This window comes from Virgibacillus litoralis (genome assembly GCF_017873675.1).
GTDB lineage: Bacteria > Bacillota > Bacilli > Bacillales > Amphibacillaceae > Lentibacillus > Lentibacillus litoralis.
Genome location: NZ_JAGGKK010000018.1, coordinates 1 through 16,375, shown reverse-complemented (window position 1 = coordinate 16,375; position 16,375 = coordinate 1). Strand labels below are relative to the sequence as shown.

General features: G+C 38.1%; 16 protein-coding genes. 10 read left to right on the top strand and 6 right to left on the bottom strand.

Annotated elements, in window-relative coordinates:
• The first annotated feature begins 143 nt into the window (after positions 1 to 143).
• From J2Z82_RS14820 to J2Z82_RS14810, 3 genes are all read left to right on the top strand, one after another.
• The gene (locus J2Z82_RS14820) at positions 144 to 407 is read left to right on the top strand and encodes a phosphocarrier protein HPr (protein ID WP_209481537.1); all 264 of its coding nucleotides are present in this window, start codon (positions 144 to 146) and stop codon (positions 405 to 407) included.
• A 140-nt stretch (positions 408 to 547) separates the two neighbouring features.
• Positions 548 to 1,036, top strand: a complete 489-nt coding sequence (locus J2Z82_RS14815) for a cation:proton antiporter regulatory subunit (RefSeq protein WP_209481536.1) — start codon at positions 548 to 550, stop codon at positions 1,034 to 1,036.
• A 6-nt stretch (positions 1,037 to 1,042) separates the two neighbouring features.
• On the top strand, positions 1,043 to 2,221 hold the full coding sequence (locus J2Z82_RS14810) for a cation:proton antiporter (protein WP_209481535.1): 1,179 nt from the start codon (positions 1,043 to 1,045) through the stop codon (positions 2,219 to 2,221).
• Between the two features lie 35 nt (positions 2,222 to 2,256).
• On the opposite strand, the gene kapB is transcribed toward J2Z82_RS14810, so the two are convergent.
• Positions 2,257 to 2,652 (bottom strand): kinase-associated lipoprotein KapB, encoded by a 396-nt coding sequence (gene kapB, locus J2Z82_RS14805; RefSeq protein WP_209481534.1) that lies wholly within the window; start codon positions 2,650 to 2,652, stop codon positions 2,257 to 2,259.
• A 121-nt stretch (positions 2,653 to 2,773) separates the two neighbouring features.
• Between kapB and J2Z82_RS14800 the strand changes: the two genes are divergently transcribed.
• Both J2Z82_RS14800 and J2Z82_RS14795 read left to right on the top strand, forming a co-directional pair.
• Positions 2,774 to 2,953: an OPA3 family protein gene (locus J2Z82_RS14800; protein ID WP_209481533.1), complete on the top strand. Its 180-nt coding sequence runs from the start codon at positions 2,774 to 2,776 to the stop codon at positions 2,951 to 2,953.
• An 81-nt stretch (positions 2,954 to 3,034) separates the two neighbouring features.
• Entirely contained in the window at positions 3,035 to 3,604 is a 570-nt protein-coding gene (locus J2Z82_RS14795) for a superoxide dismutase family protein (RefSeq protein ID WP_209481532.1), read from the top strand.
• A gap of 52 nt (positions 3,605 to 3,656) precedes the next feature.
• Here J2Z82_RS14795 and J2Z82_RS14790 read toward each other — a convergent pair whose 3' ends face one another.
• Positions 3,657 to 4,826, bottom strand: coding sequence for a MalY/PatB family protein (locus tag J2Z82_RS14790; protein ID WP_209481531.1), 1,170 nt, complete (start codon positions 4,824 to 4,826; stop codon positions 3,657 to 3,659).
• Positions 4,827 to 5,063: 237 nt separating this feature from the next.
• Between J2Z82_RS14790 and J2Z82_RS14785 the strand changes: the two genes are divergently transcribed.
• Positions 5,064 to 5,366, top strand: a complete 303-nt coding sequence (locus J2Z82_RS14785; RefSeq protein WP_209481530.1) for a hypothetical protein — start codon at positions 5,064 to 5,066, stop codon at positions 5,364 to 5,366.
• A 125-nt stretch (positions 5,367 to 5,491) separates the two neighbouring features.
• On the opposite strand, the gene J2Z82_RS14780 is transcribed toward J2Z82_RS14785, so the two are convergent.
• Positions 5,492 to 6,838, bottom strand: coding sequence for a glucose-6-phosphate isomerase (locus J2Z82_RS14780; RefSeq protein WP_209481529.1), 1,347 nt, complete (start codon positions 6,836 to 6,838; stop codon positions 5,492 to 5,494).
• Positions 6,839 to 6,971: 133 nt separating this feature from the next.
• On the opposite strand from J2Z82_RS14780, the gene J2Z82_RS14775 reads away from it, so the two are divergent.
• A complete protein-coding gene (locus tag J2Z82_RS14775; RefSeq protein WP_209481528.1) occupies positions 6,972 to 7,211 on the top strand; it encodes a DUF378 domain-containing protein in 240 nt (79 codons plus the stop codon).
• Between the two features lie 80 nt (positions 7,212 to 7,291).
• Here the strand turns inward: J2Z82_RS14775 and yugI are convergent, their stop codons facing one another.
• Positions 7,292 to 7,672: a S1 domain-containing post-transcriptional regulator GSP13 gene (gene yugI / locus J2Z82_RS14770; protein ID WP_209481527.1), complete on the bottom strand. Its 381-nt coding sequence runs from the start codon at positions 7,670 to 7,672 to the stop codon at positions 7,292 to 7,294.
• A gap of 109 nt (positions 7,673 to 7,781) precedes the next feature.
• Here yugI and J2Z82_RS14765 point away from each other — a divergent pair, with 109 nt between their 5' ends.
• Positions 7,782 to 8,192: a YugN-like family protein gene (locus J2Z82_RS14765; protein WP_209481526.1), complete on the top strand. Its 411-nt coding sequence runs from the start codon at positions 7,782 to 7,784 to the stop codon at positions 8,190 to 8,192.
• On the opposite strand, the gene J2Z82_RS14760 is transcribed toward J2Z82_RS14765, so the two are convergent.
• Together J2Z82_RS14760 and J2Z82_RS14755 are read right to left on the bottom strand one after the other, a co-directional pair.
• Complete coding sequence (locus tag J2Z82_RS14760; RefSeq protein ID WP_209481525.1) at positions 8,178 to 9,176, bottom strand: potassium channel family protein; 999 nt, start codon at positions 9,174 to 9,176, stop codon at positions 8,178 to 8,180. The two genes, J2Z82_RS14765 and J2Z82_RS14760, sit on opposite strands and share 15 nt — an antisense overlap.
• A 111-nt stretch (positions 9,177 to 9,287) precedes the next feature.
• Positions 9,288 to 9,842 carry a thioredoxin family protein gene (locus tag J2Z82_RS14755; RefSeq protein ID WP_209481524.1) on the bottom strand — a complete coding sequence of 185 codons (555 nt, stop codon included), beginning with the start codon at positions 9,840 to 9,842 and terminating at the stop codon, positions 9,288 to 9,290.
• Between the two features lie 128 nt (positions 9,843 to 9,970).
• Between J2Z82_RS14755 and J2Z82_RS14750 the strand changes: the two genes are divergently transcribed.
• Both J2Z82_RS14750 and J2Z82_RS14745 read left to right on the top strand, forming a co-directional pair.
• Positions 9,971 to 11,029 carry a M20/M25/M40 family metallo-hydrolase gene (locus J2Z82_RS14750; protein ID WP_209481523.1) on the top strand — a complete coding sequence of 353 codons (1,059 nt, stop codon included), beginning with the start codon at positions 9,971 to 9,973 and terminating at the stop codon, positions 11,027 to 11,029.
• Between the two features lie 740 nt (positions 11,030 to 11,769).
• Entirely contained in the window at positions 11,770 to 16,065 is a 4,296-nt protein-coding gene (locus J2Z82_RS14745) for a S8 family serine peptidase (protein WP_209481601.1), read from the top strand.
• The last annotated feature ends 310 nt before the right edge of the window (positions 16,066 to 16,375 follow it).

The following is a 16,375-nucleotide window of genomic DNA, read 5'->3' as shown; positions in this document are numbered from 1 at the left end:
TGCAAAAACAAATAAGTTAAATAAATCGGTAATTTATTGCTTTTTTGTTTCAATCGAGATAATAATTGTATATAATGAAGTTAAGTATTTCATATAATAGAGATACATAATTAAGGATATTATTGTTGGAAGGATGAGTCATAATGCAAGAACAATCATTTACAATTACAGCAGATACTGGTGTACATGCACGTCCAGCTACACTGTTGGTAAATAAGGCTGGACAATTTGAATCAGAGGTTGAAATTTCATATAATGAAAAAAGTGTTAACCTTAAATCGATTATGGGTGTTATGTCACTAGGAATTCCTAAAGGAGCAGAAGTGAAAATCTCTGCAACAGGAAGCGATGAAGACGAAGCAATCAAAGGTGTAACAGAAGTACTTAAAGAACATTTAGGTGAATAATTAATCGAGCTAGGGATTTATTCTCTAGCTTTTTATTTTACACTGATGGAATATATGGAATTTTCAAAAATAAGTATAAATGCAATTTTCGCCGCTGAATCTGGCGACATAATTATAACAATTAAGAAGAGGTGACTTAAATGAATATTTCTGTTTCCCAGCTTCCTGGAATTGGTCAGAAAATTTCAATGAAGACTGCTGAAGATGACATGCTAGTGATTATCGTACACCATACAGGTAAAAGAGAACTGTATTTCTTTGATGACGCTGATAGTGATGAAGCAGATTTTGCTATGGATCTTACGCCAGATGAAACGAGAGAAATTGCTGCTCAATTACTTGGTGCAACCTATCAGCCTGTCGGTATCGATAAGATGCGTATGTTTAAACGTCAGATTATAATTGATTATATAACACTAGAAGAGGCATCTTCACTTGCGCATAAGACAATTGAAGAATCAGATGTTCGTAATAAAAGTGGTGCAACTATAATTGGAATTGTTCATGGTGATGATGTTACTGCGATACCTGAAGCAGACACCACATTAAAACCGGGTGATATTCTAATGTCTGTTGGAAAAGAAGATCAAATATCCACCTTATCAAAGCTATGTAAGGGTGAGGAATGATGAGTTTTGTTCACTGATTTCCCAACATTATTAGGTGCCGGGATAGCATTACTCGGTATATTTGTATTAGGTTTTATTGGGTTTAGAACAAGGTTTCCAAACGTAATATTGTATATTTTATTAGGTGTTTCGTTTGCTGGATTTTTGGAAGATAATGAGATATTACATTTTTCGAGCGAAATTGCTATCGTGTTATTGTTCTTTGTACTTGGGTTGGAATTCAGTACAAAACGATTAGGCGGAATAGCTAAGAAAATATGGAGTTCAGGTCTTTTGGATGTATTGCTGAGCTTAGGTGTTTCAACCGTAATTGCATTCGGTTTCGGAATGGACTGGTTTACAGCATTTTTAATTGGTGGTATTACATACGCGACAAGTTCATCGATTACTGCAAAACTGCTTGATGATAAGGGCAGAATGGCAAACTCAGAGACAGAATATATTTTAGGTATATTAATCTTTGAGGACTTAGTAGCGCCAATAGTAGTCGCCATATTAATCGCAATGAGTTCAGGTGATGCGTTTGGTGGTCTGGATTTTGCGATATTGTTAGGGAAAATAGTTGGTATGGCACTTGTAGCCATTATCTTAGGAAAAACATTATTCAAGCATTTTGAAAAGTTTCTGCAGCGTATCGACGATGAAGATTTCAAATTTGCTTTATTAGTGGGGATCGCAGTTTCCTATGGTGGATTGGCATTATACTTGGGTCTCTCCGAAGTGCTGGGTGCATTCCTAGCCGGTGTTATGCTAGCTGAAATTGGTAAAATTGATCGAATTGAAGGTACGGTATCTCCAATTAAAAATCTTGTATTACCAACATTCTTTGTCTATTTTGGAACAACAGTTGACTTAGGTCAAGGCGTTCCAATGCCAGTACTGCTAATTTTGCTGATTATATGGTCAATTGTAGCTAAAATAACAGTCGGGATTGTTGGCGGAAAGTTATATGGTTTGTCAAAGCGTGTAGCATTACGCGCGGGCTTATCCCTGTGTGCAAGAGGTGAATTTTCAGTTGTTATAGCTGGAATTGCTGTTGGGTCAATTAAAATTTTCAGTGGTGTTTATATCGTAATAGCAGCATTCTTAGGGATGGTTCTATTCAATTATGCTCCAAAAATAACACGGAAAATATATGGGCAACCAGAGAAGAAAAAGAAAAACCTGAAAGTCCCTACTGCGTAATAAAAACAGTCTCACAATAGTTGTGAGACTGCCTTCTATTTATAATAGCTTTTAGTATAATATTTTTCTTCCAATCCTTCTATCCATTCCAATGCCTTTTGATTGAACTCTGAATCTTTTAAGGCAAGCTTTTGCTTTTGATTATCAATTGCTTCATGTAATGATTGATTATAATCAGGTACTTCTCCTTCAAATGGATGTACAGCTGATTTAACTACATTCATTTTTTCATAATGCGCTAGAGCCTTTCGCTCATGAAAAAATACGCCATCCACTTGACCTGGATTATGAAGGTCCCCTTGCATTGGATGTTTCTCAACTGCAAGAACCTTAATCAAAAATCGTTTGCCACGATCTTCCATTACTTCTCCTATGTATTTTCCTGAATTATAGTTTGCACGTACAGTATCTCCAACATTAATCGATGTCATTTTACTAGCCTCCCTTTACTCTATTGTGCCAAAATAGTAGTCGCTTAAGCAATTATTAAGGTTTTCTATTTAGCTTGAGTATTTAAAAGTGATATAATATAGTCTAAGGATGTGAGCAGCAATGATGGAATTTTTATATTTTCCAGAAGATAAAACTGAATATATTCCGGCTATTATACAGCTAGTCATTTTTATGATTGGTGCCGCAGTGGTTATGTACTTTTTCTACAGAGTGTCTAAAAAAGAAGAGAAAAAGTTTAATGAACAATACCAGGAAAAGTCTTTTGACGATAAAGAGTAACGAGCTTATAAAAATAGGCTCGTTTAATTTTTGGTTAATTGCAGATACTTTTAGTAAAGCATCTGTAAAGGAGTAGCGTTCATGAGGGTTTTCATCATAGTATTATTACTTATTCTAGCTTCATGTCAATCAAATGAAGAAACGGCAAGGTCCGTTGACATGTACAACGAATCTGGGGATATGATCGGTACAGCAAAGTTATCTGAAAGACCAGAGGGTGTACAAGTAAAACTAAAGCTTGAGGGGTTAGCGCCTGGGTATCATGGAATTCACGTTCATGAGTATCCTAAGTGTGAGGGACCTGAATTTACTAGTGCTGGAAATCACTTCAATCCAGATGGGAAAGAGCATGGATTAATGCATCCAGAAGGATCTCATTTAGGTGATTTACCAAATGTTGAAGCGGATTCTGGTGGGCTTGTTAAAGCTGAATTAATGCTTGCTGGCGCAACAATTATGGAAGGCAAAAAATCTATTCTTAAAGGCGAAGGGACAGCCTTAATTATTCATGAAGGGCAGGATGATGGAGTAAGTCAGCCTGGTGGAAATTCCGGTGCAAGGATAGCATGTGGCAAAATATTAAAAGAGCCCAATGAGACGAAAGAGGCTCCGACAGACCCTACTAAGTTTAATGAAAAGCAAGAGGAATAAAAGTTTATATGAAAAAATTGCTCTCTCAACATTAGTCGAGAGAGCAATTTTTTTATAATTTATTCACAGCATCGATTATCCGTTTAACTCCTTCTTCCAACGTTTCTCGAGGACATGCGATGTTCATGCGCATGAATGTTTTTCCTTCTTCACCATAATCGGTACCTGTATTCAGTCCAACTTTGGCATTTTCAATCATGAATTTCTTTAGTTGTTCGCTGTCCATTTCCATGGCACTGCAATCAATCCAAAGTAAATAAGTACCTTCTGAACGGATGACTTTAAGAACATCGGTATTTTCCTCAAACTTTTTTGTTACATATTCCTGATGTTCCTTTAGTACAGTCCTTAGTTCATCTAGCCATTCTTCACCATGTAAGTATGCAGCCTCCATTGCTGTATTCCCCATTGTATTAAGCATATGATGCCCTTGACTATTCAACTGTTTGTTTAGTGTATCTCTCTTTTCCTTGTCTGTAGTGATAACATACGATGCTTGCAGTCCGGCAAGATTAAACGTCTTTGATGGGGACATGCATGTAATTGTTTGGTCGGCAATGTCGTCAGAAAGTGAGGCAATCGGAATATGCTTCTCGTTCGGATAAACTAGATCGCCATGGATTTCATCTGATAAAATTAATGCATCATATTTCAGGCAAAGCCGTGCCATTTCTTGTAGCTCCTCTTTTGTCCAAACACGACCAACAGGGTTATGTGGGGAGCATAAAACAAATGCCTTAACCCCTTGCTTTAATTTATTTTCAAAGTCATTGAAATCAATATGGTAATAATTATCTTTCTGTTGAAGAGGATTTTTAACAACTTCTCTGTTATGTGTCTCTATTACACTGTAAAATGGCGTGTATACAGGTGATTGGATTAGAACTTTATCATTTGGCTCAGTAAATGCCTGAATGGCCATATGCAAGCTTGTGACGACACCCGGGCTGAATGAAAGCCATTCTGAGTTGATTTTCCAATCATGTCGCTTGGTAACCCAATTTATGATTGAGTCTTTCACATCGTCGTCTATGATGGTGTATCCGTAAATACCGTGATCAGCACGATCTTTTAATGCATCGTTTACAGCTTGTGGAGCTTGGAAATCCATATCAGCTACCCACATTGGCAGGACATCTTCTGTTTGGAAAACAGGTTTTAGCATATCCCATTTTACTGAACGTGTATTTTTACGGTCGTGAACTTTTTCAAATATTCCCATTGTAAAACCTCCTACTTATCAATAACTCAATTATATCGGATTAAACACAAAAAAAAAGCAAAGCGCTTATACGCCTTGCTTACAGGGGGAATACGAGAAAGTCTTACAATTTTAGTATTACCCCCTGTATATAAATTTAAACATAAATTGACAAAAAATCTTTAATTTTTTTCCAATGGATGAAACTTATAACATTATTTGTTTCGTTTCATAATTACAGGGGAGGGAGGAAGGCAAATGGAAGAATCACGAGAAGAGGGAGAGGAATCGCGAGAAGAGAGGGTTGAATCAACAGAAGAGGGAGAGGAATCGCGAGAAGAGGGAGTGGAATCACGAGAAGAGAGGGCTGAATCAACAGAAAAGGGAGCGGAATCAACAGAAGGATGTGCTGAATCACGAGAAGAGAGGGCTGAATCAACAGAAAAGGGAGCGGAATCAATAGAAGGATGTGCTGAATCACGAGAAGAGAGGGTTGAATCAACAGAAGAGGGAGTGGAATCGCCAGAAGGAAGTGCTGAATCACGAGAAGGATGTGCTTAATCACGAGAAGAGAGCTGAATCGCCAGAAGAGGGAGCACATTCCCGTTTATTCAGCAATTACACTTGTGAAGCAAAGAAAGAGCATTAAATTGCTTAGCAATTCAACGCTCTTCAGCTTTAACTAGTTACAATCGTTTCTCTAATTTAGTTTTCTCTTCCTCATATCCTGGTTTGCCGAGCAGTGCGAACATATTTTTCTTATAAGCCTCTACACCAGGTTGATCAAACGGATTAACGCCTAGCAGATAACCACTAATTGCACATGCTTTCTCTAAAAAGTAAACCATGTAACCGAATGTGTATGCATCAAGTTCTGGTAACTCAATAATAAGATTGGGGACATTTCCGTCGGTATGTGCTAGCAGTGTTCCTTGATATGCTTTCTCATTGATGTTGTGAATTGTGTGACCAGCAAGATAATTAAGTCCATCCGAATTTGCTTCATCTGATTCTAACGTAATATCTTTTTTTGATTTATTCACATGTAAAACTGTCTCAAAAAGGTCGCGTCGCCCGTCTTGGATGTATTGTCCCATCGAATGTAGGTCTGTCGTGAAGTTGGCTGACGCTGGAAAAATTCCTTTTTGGTCTTTGCCTTCACTTTCACCAAACAATTGTTTCCACCATTCAGAAACATATTGAAGGTGTGGTTCATAATTGACAAGCATTTCGACTGTTTTACCTTTATTATATAGTACATTTCGGACTGCGGCGTACTGATATGCTGGGTTTTCCGTTAATGATGGCTCTGTTAAGTCGCTCATGGCTGCTTGTGCACCATGCATCACTTCGTCAATGGATACACCACTAGCTGCAATAGGTAACAATCCAACCGCAGTAAGAACGGAATAACGGCCCCCAACATCATCTGGAATAACGAAGGATTCATAGCCTTCTTCATCGGCAACTGTTTTTAATGCGCCTTTTGCTTTATCAGTTGTTGCATAAATTCGTTTTTTGGCTGCATCTTGGCCGTATTTTTCTTCCAAAAATTTCTTAAAAATCCGAAATGCGATAGCAGGTTCAGTAGTTGTTCCGCTTTTAGAAATAATATTTATCGATACATCTTTGCCTTCAAGTAAATCGAATAACTCGGTCATATAAGTTGAACTCATATGATGACCAACAAAAATAATCTGAGGTGCCTTCCGTTTATCCTCAGATAGAAGGTTTTGAAAAGAGTGGTTTAGCATTTCAATCGCTGCGCGTGCACCAAGATAGGAACCACCGATCCCGATAACAAGTAATATATCAGTGTCTTGTTTTATTCGGGCAGCTGCTGACTTAATGCGGGAAAATTCCTCTTTGTCATATGTTTCAGGTAAATCAATCCATCCTAAAAAGTCACTTCCTGGCCCGGTTTTATTATGTAATGCGTTGTGAGCTGACGTTACATATTCCTGTAAATAATTAATTTCATTTTGACTGAAGAAATCTAGTGCTTTACTGTATGAAAAATTAATATGTGTCATGTTTTCCTCCTTCAATAAGCTTTCATTTTTTACTTTACCGAAGTGATATTGTGAAATCAAGAATGAGCTTGTATATATTTTAATAAAAGTGAAAAACTAGTGAAGAGTACATCAGTAAAGGAGGTTTGTTGAAATGAGTGGTATACAACGAGCATGTTTAGCATTAACCGTTATTGGCGCAATAAATTGGGGACTTATCGGATTATTTCAATTTGACTTAGTCGCTGCAGTATTTGGTGGTGGTGAGCAGAGTGGTGCATTTGCACGAGTTATTTATACGTTAGTAGGCATAAGCGGTCTGGTAACATTGTCATTATTATTCAAACCAGATGAAGCTTTTGCTGATCGACCAGAGCCACGTACAGATACTTAAAATAAAAAAGAGGCATTTCCAAGTATTGTTGACTATGTCAAAACATACTTGAGAAAGCCTCTTTTTTCTTTTTTCAATCATTATTTTTTATTATAAGACCCTTCTGACTGTTCAATCCATTCTTCTAGTTTGTCTTTTAATGTATTGAATCCAGCGTTATCGCTTTCTTGTTGCTTTGGTGCTTGATTCTTTTGAGGTTTTGGACGGTTCTTAGGTGGTTCTTCTGTAGCACGAATGGATAACGAAAATTTATTATTTTCTTCATCGACATTCAAAACTTTCACTTTTACTTCGTCCCCGGTTGTTAAATGATCATTAATATCTTTAACATACCCATGTGTTACCTCTGAAATATGAACTAACCCTTGGATTTCTTCGTCTAAAGCAACGAATGCACCATATGGTTGAATTCCTGTAACTTTTCCTTCTAATATCTGACCAGTCTCAAACTTGTCTGACATGCTGAACAACTCCTATACTCTATTCGATTCTTTTCACACAATAAAATATTTTAGCATAAATTTCGATTCCAAGCAAAAAATAATAGAAATTTACTGAAGGAGTGAGCAAATGGTTCCGATAAATTCAGAAGTTGAAAATAAAATATATCCATTGTATGTTTTGGAGGAACGATTAAAGCCTGAGGGGTTTGTGATTGGTTCAAACTGGGACTATGAAAAAGGATATTTCGATATGAAAATTGACGACGATGGTATTTATTATTTTTTAAGGATACCATTCTATGCTGTGGCGGGCTCTCTTGACTATCCTGGAGTAACAGTGCGAGTTGATCAGCCATTTTTACTCGCACATCAGTATCAACGAGGATATGATGAAGAAGGAGCTGGCGGGGCTTTACGTGGTGCGTTTGACCAGTTTCAGTCCCCAGTAAACGCAGATGCCGATGTACCTGATGAATACGTTGAAACAGGAAGAGAAATCATGAAAAAGGTAGAGCGGCTTCTCTTACCAGGAAGTTAATGTCAGAAGAATATCCCCTTCTTTTAAGGTCGTATCTTTTGGAGGGTTAATCACCCAATCGTCATCGCGTATAAAGCCAAACAGAAGCTCTTTTTTGTCCAAGTAAAAAATTATTCCATTTTTAAAAGTGGAATCTTCCAGTTGTTCTGGAAGGGTCAAGTGTGAAAATTGCTGATTGTTCAAGACATTTAGTACTGTTTCAAATGGTCTTGTATTTTTAAGGTGGTAAAGCTCATGATAAAATAAAGTACTCATGAAATCATTTGACCTAATAATAGTGTTCGCTCCTGCACGAATTGCGTTTTCAATCTGTGAAATCGAGAGAACTTCTGCGTTAATTGATACATGTTGATTATTTCCGCGAATTGCTACTATTGCCAAAATACTTGTGATGTCAGCCTGACGTTCTTTTTTAGTGATGTCTGCAGTTATAATAACTGATTTGGCCTTTTCAATGTTAGCTTGTATTAACGTTGAATCTTCACTTGGATCCCCATGGATGAAGTGAATAGGGTAATGCTGATACGGAAGATGATCAAGTGTTCTGTCAATCAGGACAATTTCCTCTTTAGAATCCTTCGTGTCGATCATATTTACTAGCTGCCTTGTCCGTTCATTCCACCCAACTATTACAATGTGATCTTCACCCTTAAATTTTACTTTTCCCTTTGATAAATCCTGTTCATGCTGAATGGTTCCGGCGGATAAAGTCATTATGTAAAATGTAAGCAGTCCACCACCGGAAAGAATGAGTAGTATTGCAATAACTTTTCCAAGAGCGGTTAATGGAACAAAATCACCGTAACCAACCGTCGCTCCCGTAATAAAAGCCCACCATATTCCGTCAAATACAGATGGGAATGCAGATGGTTCAACAACGTGGATAATAATTCCAAAAAAAGTCATGACCACAAATATAGATAGCAGAAGCCTAACAATAACAGGTAGTCTGAAATAGATATGTTTGAAGTATTCAATACTCATTATAAATTGCACCTTAATCCATTAATTATTTTACATACTAGTATGGGCAAAGGTATTAATATTATATACACGATAAAAAAACTCACCGGGATACGAGGTGAGTTTTCCAGGTTAGACTTGTCCTAACTTGTGTTTAAGACTTGTATATACTTCTTGCCAAATATCTTTATTATCGCGGAATGATTTAGTCATAAACAGATACATTTCTTTTGATTTCTTCTCATAATCATCTGCCTCTTTTGGCGGAAGATTATCACGTGCATCATTCAAATATTGCTGGATTGCCTTGGACCTAGGCCCCCATTTTGCAACTTCATTCCCAGCTTCATCAATAAAAATAAAGATTGGAATAGAACGCGCTTTTCCATTTGTTAAATATTGATCCATTAACTCCAGGTTTTCATCACGCAGAAGCATTTTTACTGGAATATTAGCTTGTTCTGCAATGCGAATTAAGATTGGAATATTCAACATGGCATCGCCACACCAGTCCTCTGTCAATACAATTACACGGATGTTCATTTCAGCCAGTTTCTGGAAGAATTGTGTGTCTGCAGGCGGTGTGAAATGATCATATATATGTAATAAATTTTGTTTATTTTTTTCCATTGACTCAATATATGTATCTGGTGTCATACCTTTTTCATACCAATGATTTAAATTCATTGACGTTACACTCCTTTGTCTGTCTCTTACAAGAGTGTACCCAATATTTCCTATAGCGTAAACAAAAGTGCTCTTATGTATGTTTTTTTGTTATGATTGGTGTGAAAGACTTTAAGGAGGTAGTTTAAATGGAACAAGCAAACAAGGATTTTTTGTTGGAGTTATTACATACGCCATCTCCATCCAGTAATGAGATGGCAATACAAAAAAAGTGGATTAATTATGTACAGGATTTTGCGGATGAGATTAGAACTGATAACGCTGGAAATGCTATAGGGGTAATTAATCCGAATGCATCTTTTAAAGTGCTGCTTGCAGGTCATTGCGATGAAATAGCATTAGTCATTAATCGAATTGACGAAGATGGATTTTTGCATTTTGATAAAATGGGCGGGATAAACCCAAAGGCTGCTGTTGGAATGAAGGTTACTGTACTAGGATTCAATGAAGAAGTAACAGGTGTTATAGGTGTTAATGCACAACACCATGGCGGGTTAAAAGATGACTTTGGCTTAGAGGATCTTTTTATTGATTGTGGTTATAAAACGAAAAATGAAGCTGCAAAGTTCGTTCAGATAGGTGATTTGGCCGTCTATAAAACTGAGCCGGAAATATTGATGGACCGTTACGTTGCAGGCCGCGGGTTGGATAACCGTACTGGCTCATTCATTGTAGCTGAAGTATTGAAGCGGCTTTCTGAAAAAGGGTGCAGTGTTGGTGTATATGCAGCAAGCACTGTCAATGAGGAGACAAACATGGGTGGTGCTTATTTCGCTGCTGCCGGTGTTGAACCGACAATGGCAATTGCTTGTGATGTTACATTCTCGACTGATTATCCTGGTGTCAATAAAAATAAGCATGGGGACATAACACTTGATGGTGGTCCTGTTTTTGCGAAAGGTGCGCCAATCAACATTAAAATCAATAAGTTATTGGAAAAAACAGCGAGGAAGTTAAATATGGCTGTGCAATACGAGTTGACACCACGTATGACTGGGACAGATGCAGACAGAATGCGTTTGACAGGTCCTGGTGTGCCAGTCTCATTAGTATCGTTACCACTACGTTACATGCATTCCCCTGTGGAAACCTCTAGCTTAAGGGACATTGATGAAGAAATTGAATTGCTTGTAACGATGATCGCTGATCTTACTGGTGAAGAAAGCCTTAATCCACTAGAAGACTAAAATTGTAATTAATTATTAAAAATCTCAAGCCATATATTATGGTTTGGGATTTTTTTGCATTGAAGATAGTATACATTCTTCTTAATTGCATATATGCACACAATAATAGGCTTGTACTCCAAAGTATATGGGGGTCTAGAAAGCAAAATATGATCCTATGACGAATGCCAAGTATGCTAACTTATAGGCTGAAAGTAACTGTTTGCACTCGCTAAGAAAGTGACTATATATCCAATCGGATTTAATATTAGCAATATTCTGTGAAATAAGTAATGCTTTTATGATGCTCAGGTGAAAATCCTTTTCATTCTCCCTTAAAATCTAGGTTAATTTACGCATTTATTTTTCCTTATTTAGGAAATATTTCCATTAAAGTAATGTCTTGATTTGCGAAAGGATTGTCCAGTGTACTTTTTTGAAAAAAGCATCCATTAAAATATAGTTCTTTTATCTAACAAAAAATCATCGTACATGGTACTTAGTAATCAATTCCTGATAGCATGATATTTACCGACAAAATATGACAGATTTTTCATAATTATTACAGTATAGTTACAATAACAACAAAAGAATTACAAAACAGCTCCACTACAGCTGAGACCTGCACTAAATTTTTAGTAAAGGAGGCTAGGGGAGTTTTTTGTTTGTCTTATTCACGGTATAAAAAATCAGGAGGAGGAATTAAATTGCTAAGCAAAAAGCGTCAAACAAGAGCTTTTAGTATTGTGGCAGCCCTATTAATGGTGTTTTCATTAATAGTTCCCGGAATGTCTTATGCAAAGACGAATGGTAACATACATCATTCGGCAAAAGATACACAAACTGCTGCAAAAGAAAAGGTCAATAATCGTTTGGTAGACCAATTTAAGAATGATGAAAAAGTGACGTTTTTAATTAAGTTCAATGAAAAAGCAGATACGAAAAGAATTGCTGAAGAAGCAAGAAAAAGTGCAGAATCTGCAAATATGACAGCTAAAAAAGCTGAATTCATTCAACGTTCTGCTGTAGTATCTGAATTAAAATCTACCTCTCTTGAATCACAAACAAATGTAAAGCAATATCTTCAGCAGGAAGCAGAAAAGGGAAATGCTGAAAATATTAGGTCGTATTATATCGTTAACGGGATGGCGGTTACAGCTACGAAAGAAGTAGCGGAAAAGGTGACTAGCTTTGCTGAAGTTGATAAAATATTACCGAATGAAACTCGTGAATTACTCACGCCAGTAACAAAAGAAGCAAAAAATGCTCCACAGTCTGAAATTGCTAATATAGAGTGGAATGTTGAGCGTGTTGGAGCTCCTCAGGTTTGGGACATGGGGATTGATGGCTCTGGAACAGTTGTAGCAAGTATTGATACAGGTGTTCAGTGGGATCATCCTGCTCTTAAGGAAAAATACCGTGGCTATGATGCAGCAACGGATGAAGTTGATCATGACTATAACTGGTTCGATGCCACAGCAGGACAATCAGAACCATACGATGACCAAGGGCATGGTACACACACAATTGGAACGATGGTTGGTAGTGAACCAGATGGATCTAACCAAGTTGGAGTTGCACCTGGAGCACAGTTTATTTCTGTTAAAGCATTCACTGCTGCAGGTGGAACGGATGCTGACCTTCTGGCAGCTGCAGAGTGGATTTTAGCACCAACTGATTCAGAAGGAAACGCTCGTGTTGATATGGCGCCAGATGTTGTTAATAATTCATGGGGTGGTGGACCAGGACTTGATGAATGGTACCGCGATGTTGTTATTAACTGGCGTGCAGCGGAAATCTTCCCTGAATTTTCAGCTGGTAACACTACTTTATTTAACCCGGGTGGACCAGGATCAATTGCAACACCAGCAAACTATCCTGAATCATTCGCAACGGGAGCAACAGATATAAATGATAATTTAGCTAGCTTTTCTTTAGAAGGACCTTCACCATACGATGAGATTAAACCAGATATTTCAGCTCCTGGAGTTAACATTCGTTCATCCGTTCCAGGTGGTCAATATGAAGGTGGCTGGAATGGAACATCTATGTCAGGACCTGCAGTATCTGCTGTAGCTGCGCTATTACGTCAAGTAGATAGCAGTATTACAGTTGATGAAATGGAACAAATTCTAATGGATACTGCAATCCCATTAACTGATGAAGTCTATCCTGAATCCCCAAATAATGGATTTGGTCATGGTTTGGTAAATGCGTATGATGCAGTATCAGCATTACAGAATGGAATCGGCACAATCGAAGGTCAAGTGACCAAACCAGGTGAAGATAATGAAGCGCCAACGTTTGAGCACAGTTCACCAGCAGAGACTTATGCTGGCATGGACCTTGATTTGAATGTACAAGTTACAGATAATATTAGTGTTGCATCGGTTGAATTAGATTACCTGGATACAAATGGAGAATGGCAAACTGTCGAAGCCGGACGTGTTTCTGGTGATTTTAAAGAAGGCGAATTTGTAGCTACCATTCCAGGAGAGCATATTGCTGAGGATTCACTGACTTATCAATGGACAATAAACGACTTTGGTGAAAATGAAGTTGTCAGTGAAGAATATAATGTTGAGGTTAAACCAGGAATTTCTGTAGGTTACTCAGAAGACTTTGAAGCTAACCCTATAGGCTGGACATCTTTTGGTGAAATGAACAGCTGGGAATGGGGAACACCAACCTCTGGACCTGGAAACGCAGCATCAGGAGAAAATGTATATGCAACAAACCTTGCTGGTGAATATGAAAACAATATGAATGCAACGCTTGTAATGCCACCAGTTGATTTACCAGAAGGAAATGCATATTTGCAATTTAATCAATGGCACAATTTAGAGATGTATGCTTCAGGAACAGCTTACGATTTTGGTCATATCTTTGTATCTACTGATCAAGAAGAGTGGACACAACTGTTAGAAGTAAAAGGTGAAACAGATGGCTGGGAAAGTGCTGAAGTTGATTTATCTGAATATAGTGGCCAACGAGTCTATCTTGGATTTAATGTAACAACAGATGGGAGTGTAACAAGAGAAGGCTGGTATATTGATGATGTAGCATTATCTGATATGTCACAAAGCAGTAAAGCATCTTTAGGGAAGAAAGGTAACAATAACGGAGTTCCGGGTAAAAACGGCCTAGGAGTAAACAAAGCAGATGAAAAAGCTGGAATGAAAGAAAAGGTAAATCCAGCTAAAATTAAGCCAGATTTACCAAAAGATAATCCTCCTGCCGAAGAGGACATAATTAATCCTAACTTATTACCGATGAGCGCGCAAGTAAGTGTCTTGGAAAGCGGACGCTCGGTAATGACTGATCCAGCAACTGGTGAATATTCCTTGAGCCATGCAGCAGGAACATTTACGTTGAAAGCTGAATCATATGGATTTGAGTCAGAGGAACAATCTGTAACACTTGAAGCGGATGGAACGGCACAAGCTGATTTCACGCTTGAGGAAATTCCTCAAGCTACAGTAAGTGGGACAATTACTGATGAAGCAACAGGTGCCCCAATTGAAGGTGCTACCATATTATTGGTAGAGGATGCTAACGTTACACCTGTTGAGACTGATGAAAATGGTAATTACTCTATCACAGGATATGAAGGAACCTACACGTTAAAAGTAATGGCAAGAGACTATTATAGTCAGGAAGTGGAAGTAAACCTTGACGAGGATGTTCAACAGGACATCGCTCTTGAACCATTCTATACGTACCCTGGTGGAGAAATCGGTTATGACGATGGTACTGCCGAGAATGCTCGTGCATTTTATGATGCGGGTAATGGGTGGGCAGTAAAAATGTCCTTACCTGAAGAAAAAGATTCAGCAGTAGTTACGGATGGTGTTTTTCAATTCCATGGTACCGATTGGCCAACGCCAGGTGGTACGGAATTTGCGGTTGAAGTATGGGATTCATCTGGTCCCGATGGAACACCTGGAGAAAAAATTGCAGGTCCAGTTGATGCTGAAGCAATAAGAGATTTAAATGAATGGACTGTAGTTGATTTACGTGAGCATAATATTATTGTTGAAGATGATTTCTATATGGTATATATTCAGCAAGATCCAAATCCAAACGCACCTGGATTGGCAACAGATGAAAACGGAACGAACGCAGAACGAAGCTATCAGTATGTAGCTGGAGCTTGGTCACCATCTCCTGCTTCTGAAGGTAACTATATGATTCGTTCACGAGTAAGCTATGAAGTAAATGATCCAGTTATTACTTCACCTAGCGAAGATTCGATAACAAGCGAACCAGACATGACAGTTGAGGGGACTGCATCTCCTACAACTACTGTTCAATTGTTGAATAATGGAGAAGAAATTGGAACTGCTGAAGTTGGCGAAGATGGTCAATTTGCTATTCCAACTGAACTTTCAGAAGGCGAAAATGAGTTTAAAGCATTATCCATGATGAATGGTGGTGTAGCAGGTGAATCTGAGACTGTTACAGTAACCCTGGACACAATGAGTCCTGAATTAACCATTGATAGTCCAGAAGATGGGGATAAAACCAATCGTGAAACAGTTACTGTTGAAGGTACAGTAACGGATGCTAACCTTGACTTTGTTGAAGTAAATGGTCGAGAAGCAACAGTTGCCGATGATGGTACGTATTCAAAACGAATTCTGCTTGATAATGGTGAAAATGAAATTGAAGTTATCTCCCAGGATCTTGCAGGAAACGTTCAGACAGAGACTATCACGATTGATGTAGACTTTGTTGCACCAACGGTCGAAAACCTGACGCCAACTGAGGATAAAAATCTGGAAGCAGGAGAAAGTGTGCGAATCGAGTTTGATAGTGAGCCAGGGCAAAGAGCTACATTCTTTATCCATATGCCACTAACAAATGCGGTTGCACAAGTATCTAATGCAACGGAGCTTCCAATGATGGAAATGTCTGATGGGCATTATGTCGGCTATTATACAGCCACTAATAATGTTGTTGCAGAGGGTGCTGTTATCGAAGTGAAAGTCGTTGATGACTTCGGTAATGAAACACGCAAAACAGCAGAAGGAAAATTATTTATCAATGTCGAATGATAATTAGCCTGTAAAGGAGAAAGTTGCCTCTTGGGTCGTAAGTTCTTGCTTACGATCTTTGGGGCAATTTTGTCTTTTAAGAGTGCGTTTTTTGAAACGAATAAGAACAGGATAGGATGTTTAGAACGTTTATTTTTAATGGTTAGGTCTGACAAACTGTCGAAGCGGATCCTCATTCCGCTAAATAGCAGAAAAGATGCTCTTGGAAGGGTGAAACGGATCCTCGTTCCGCTGATATGAACAAAACTGTCAAGTCCCAAGCTGTTTTTCCCTTTTTTGGGTATACTTAATACAAGAAGCCATTTTAACT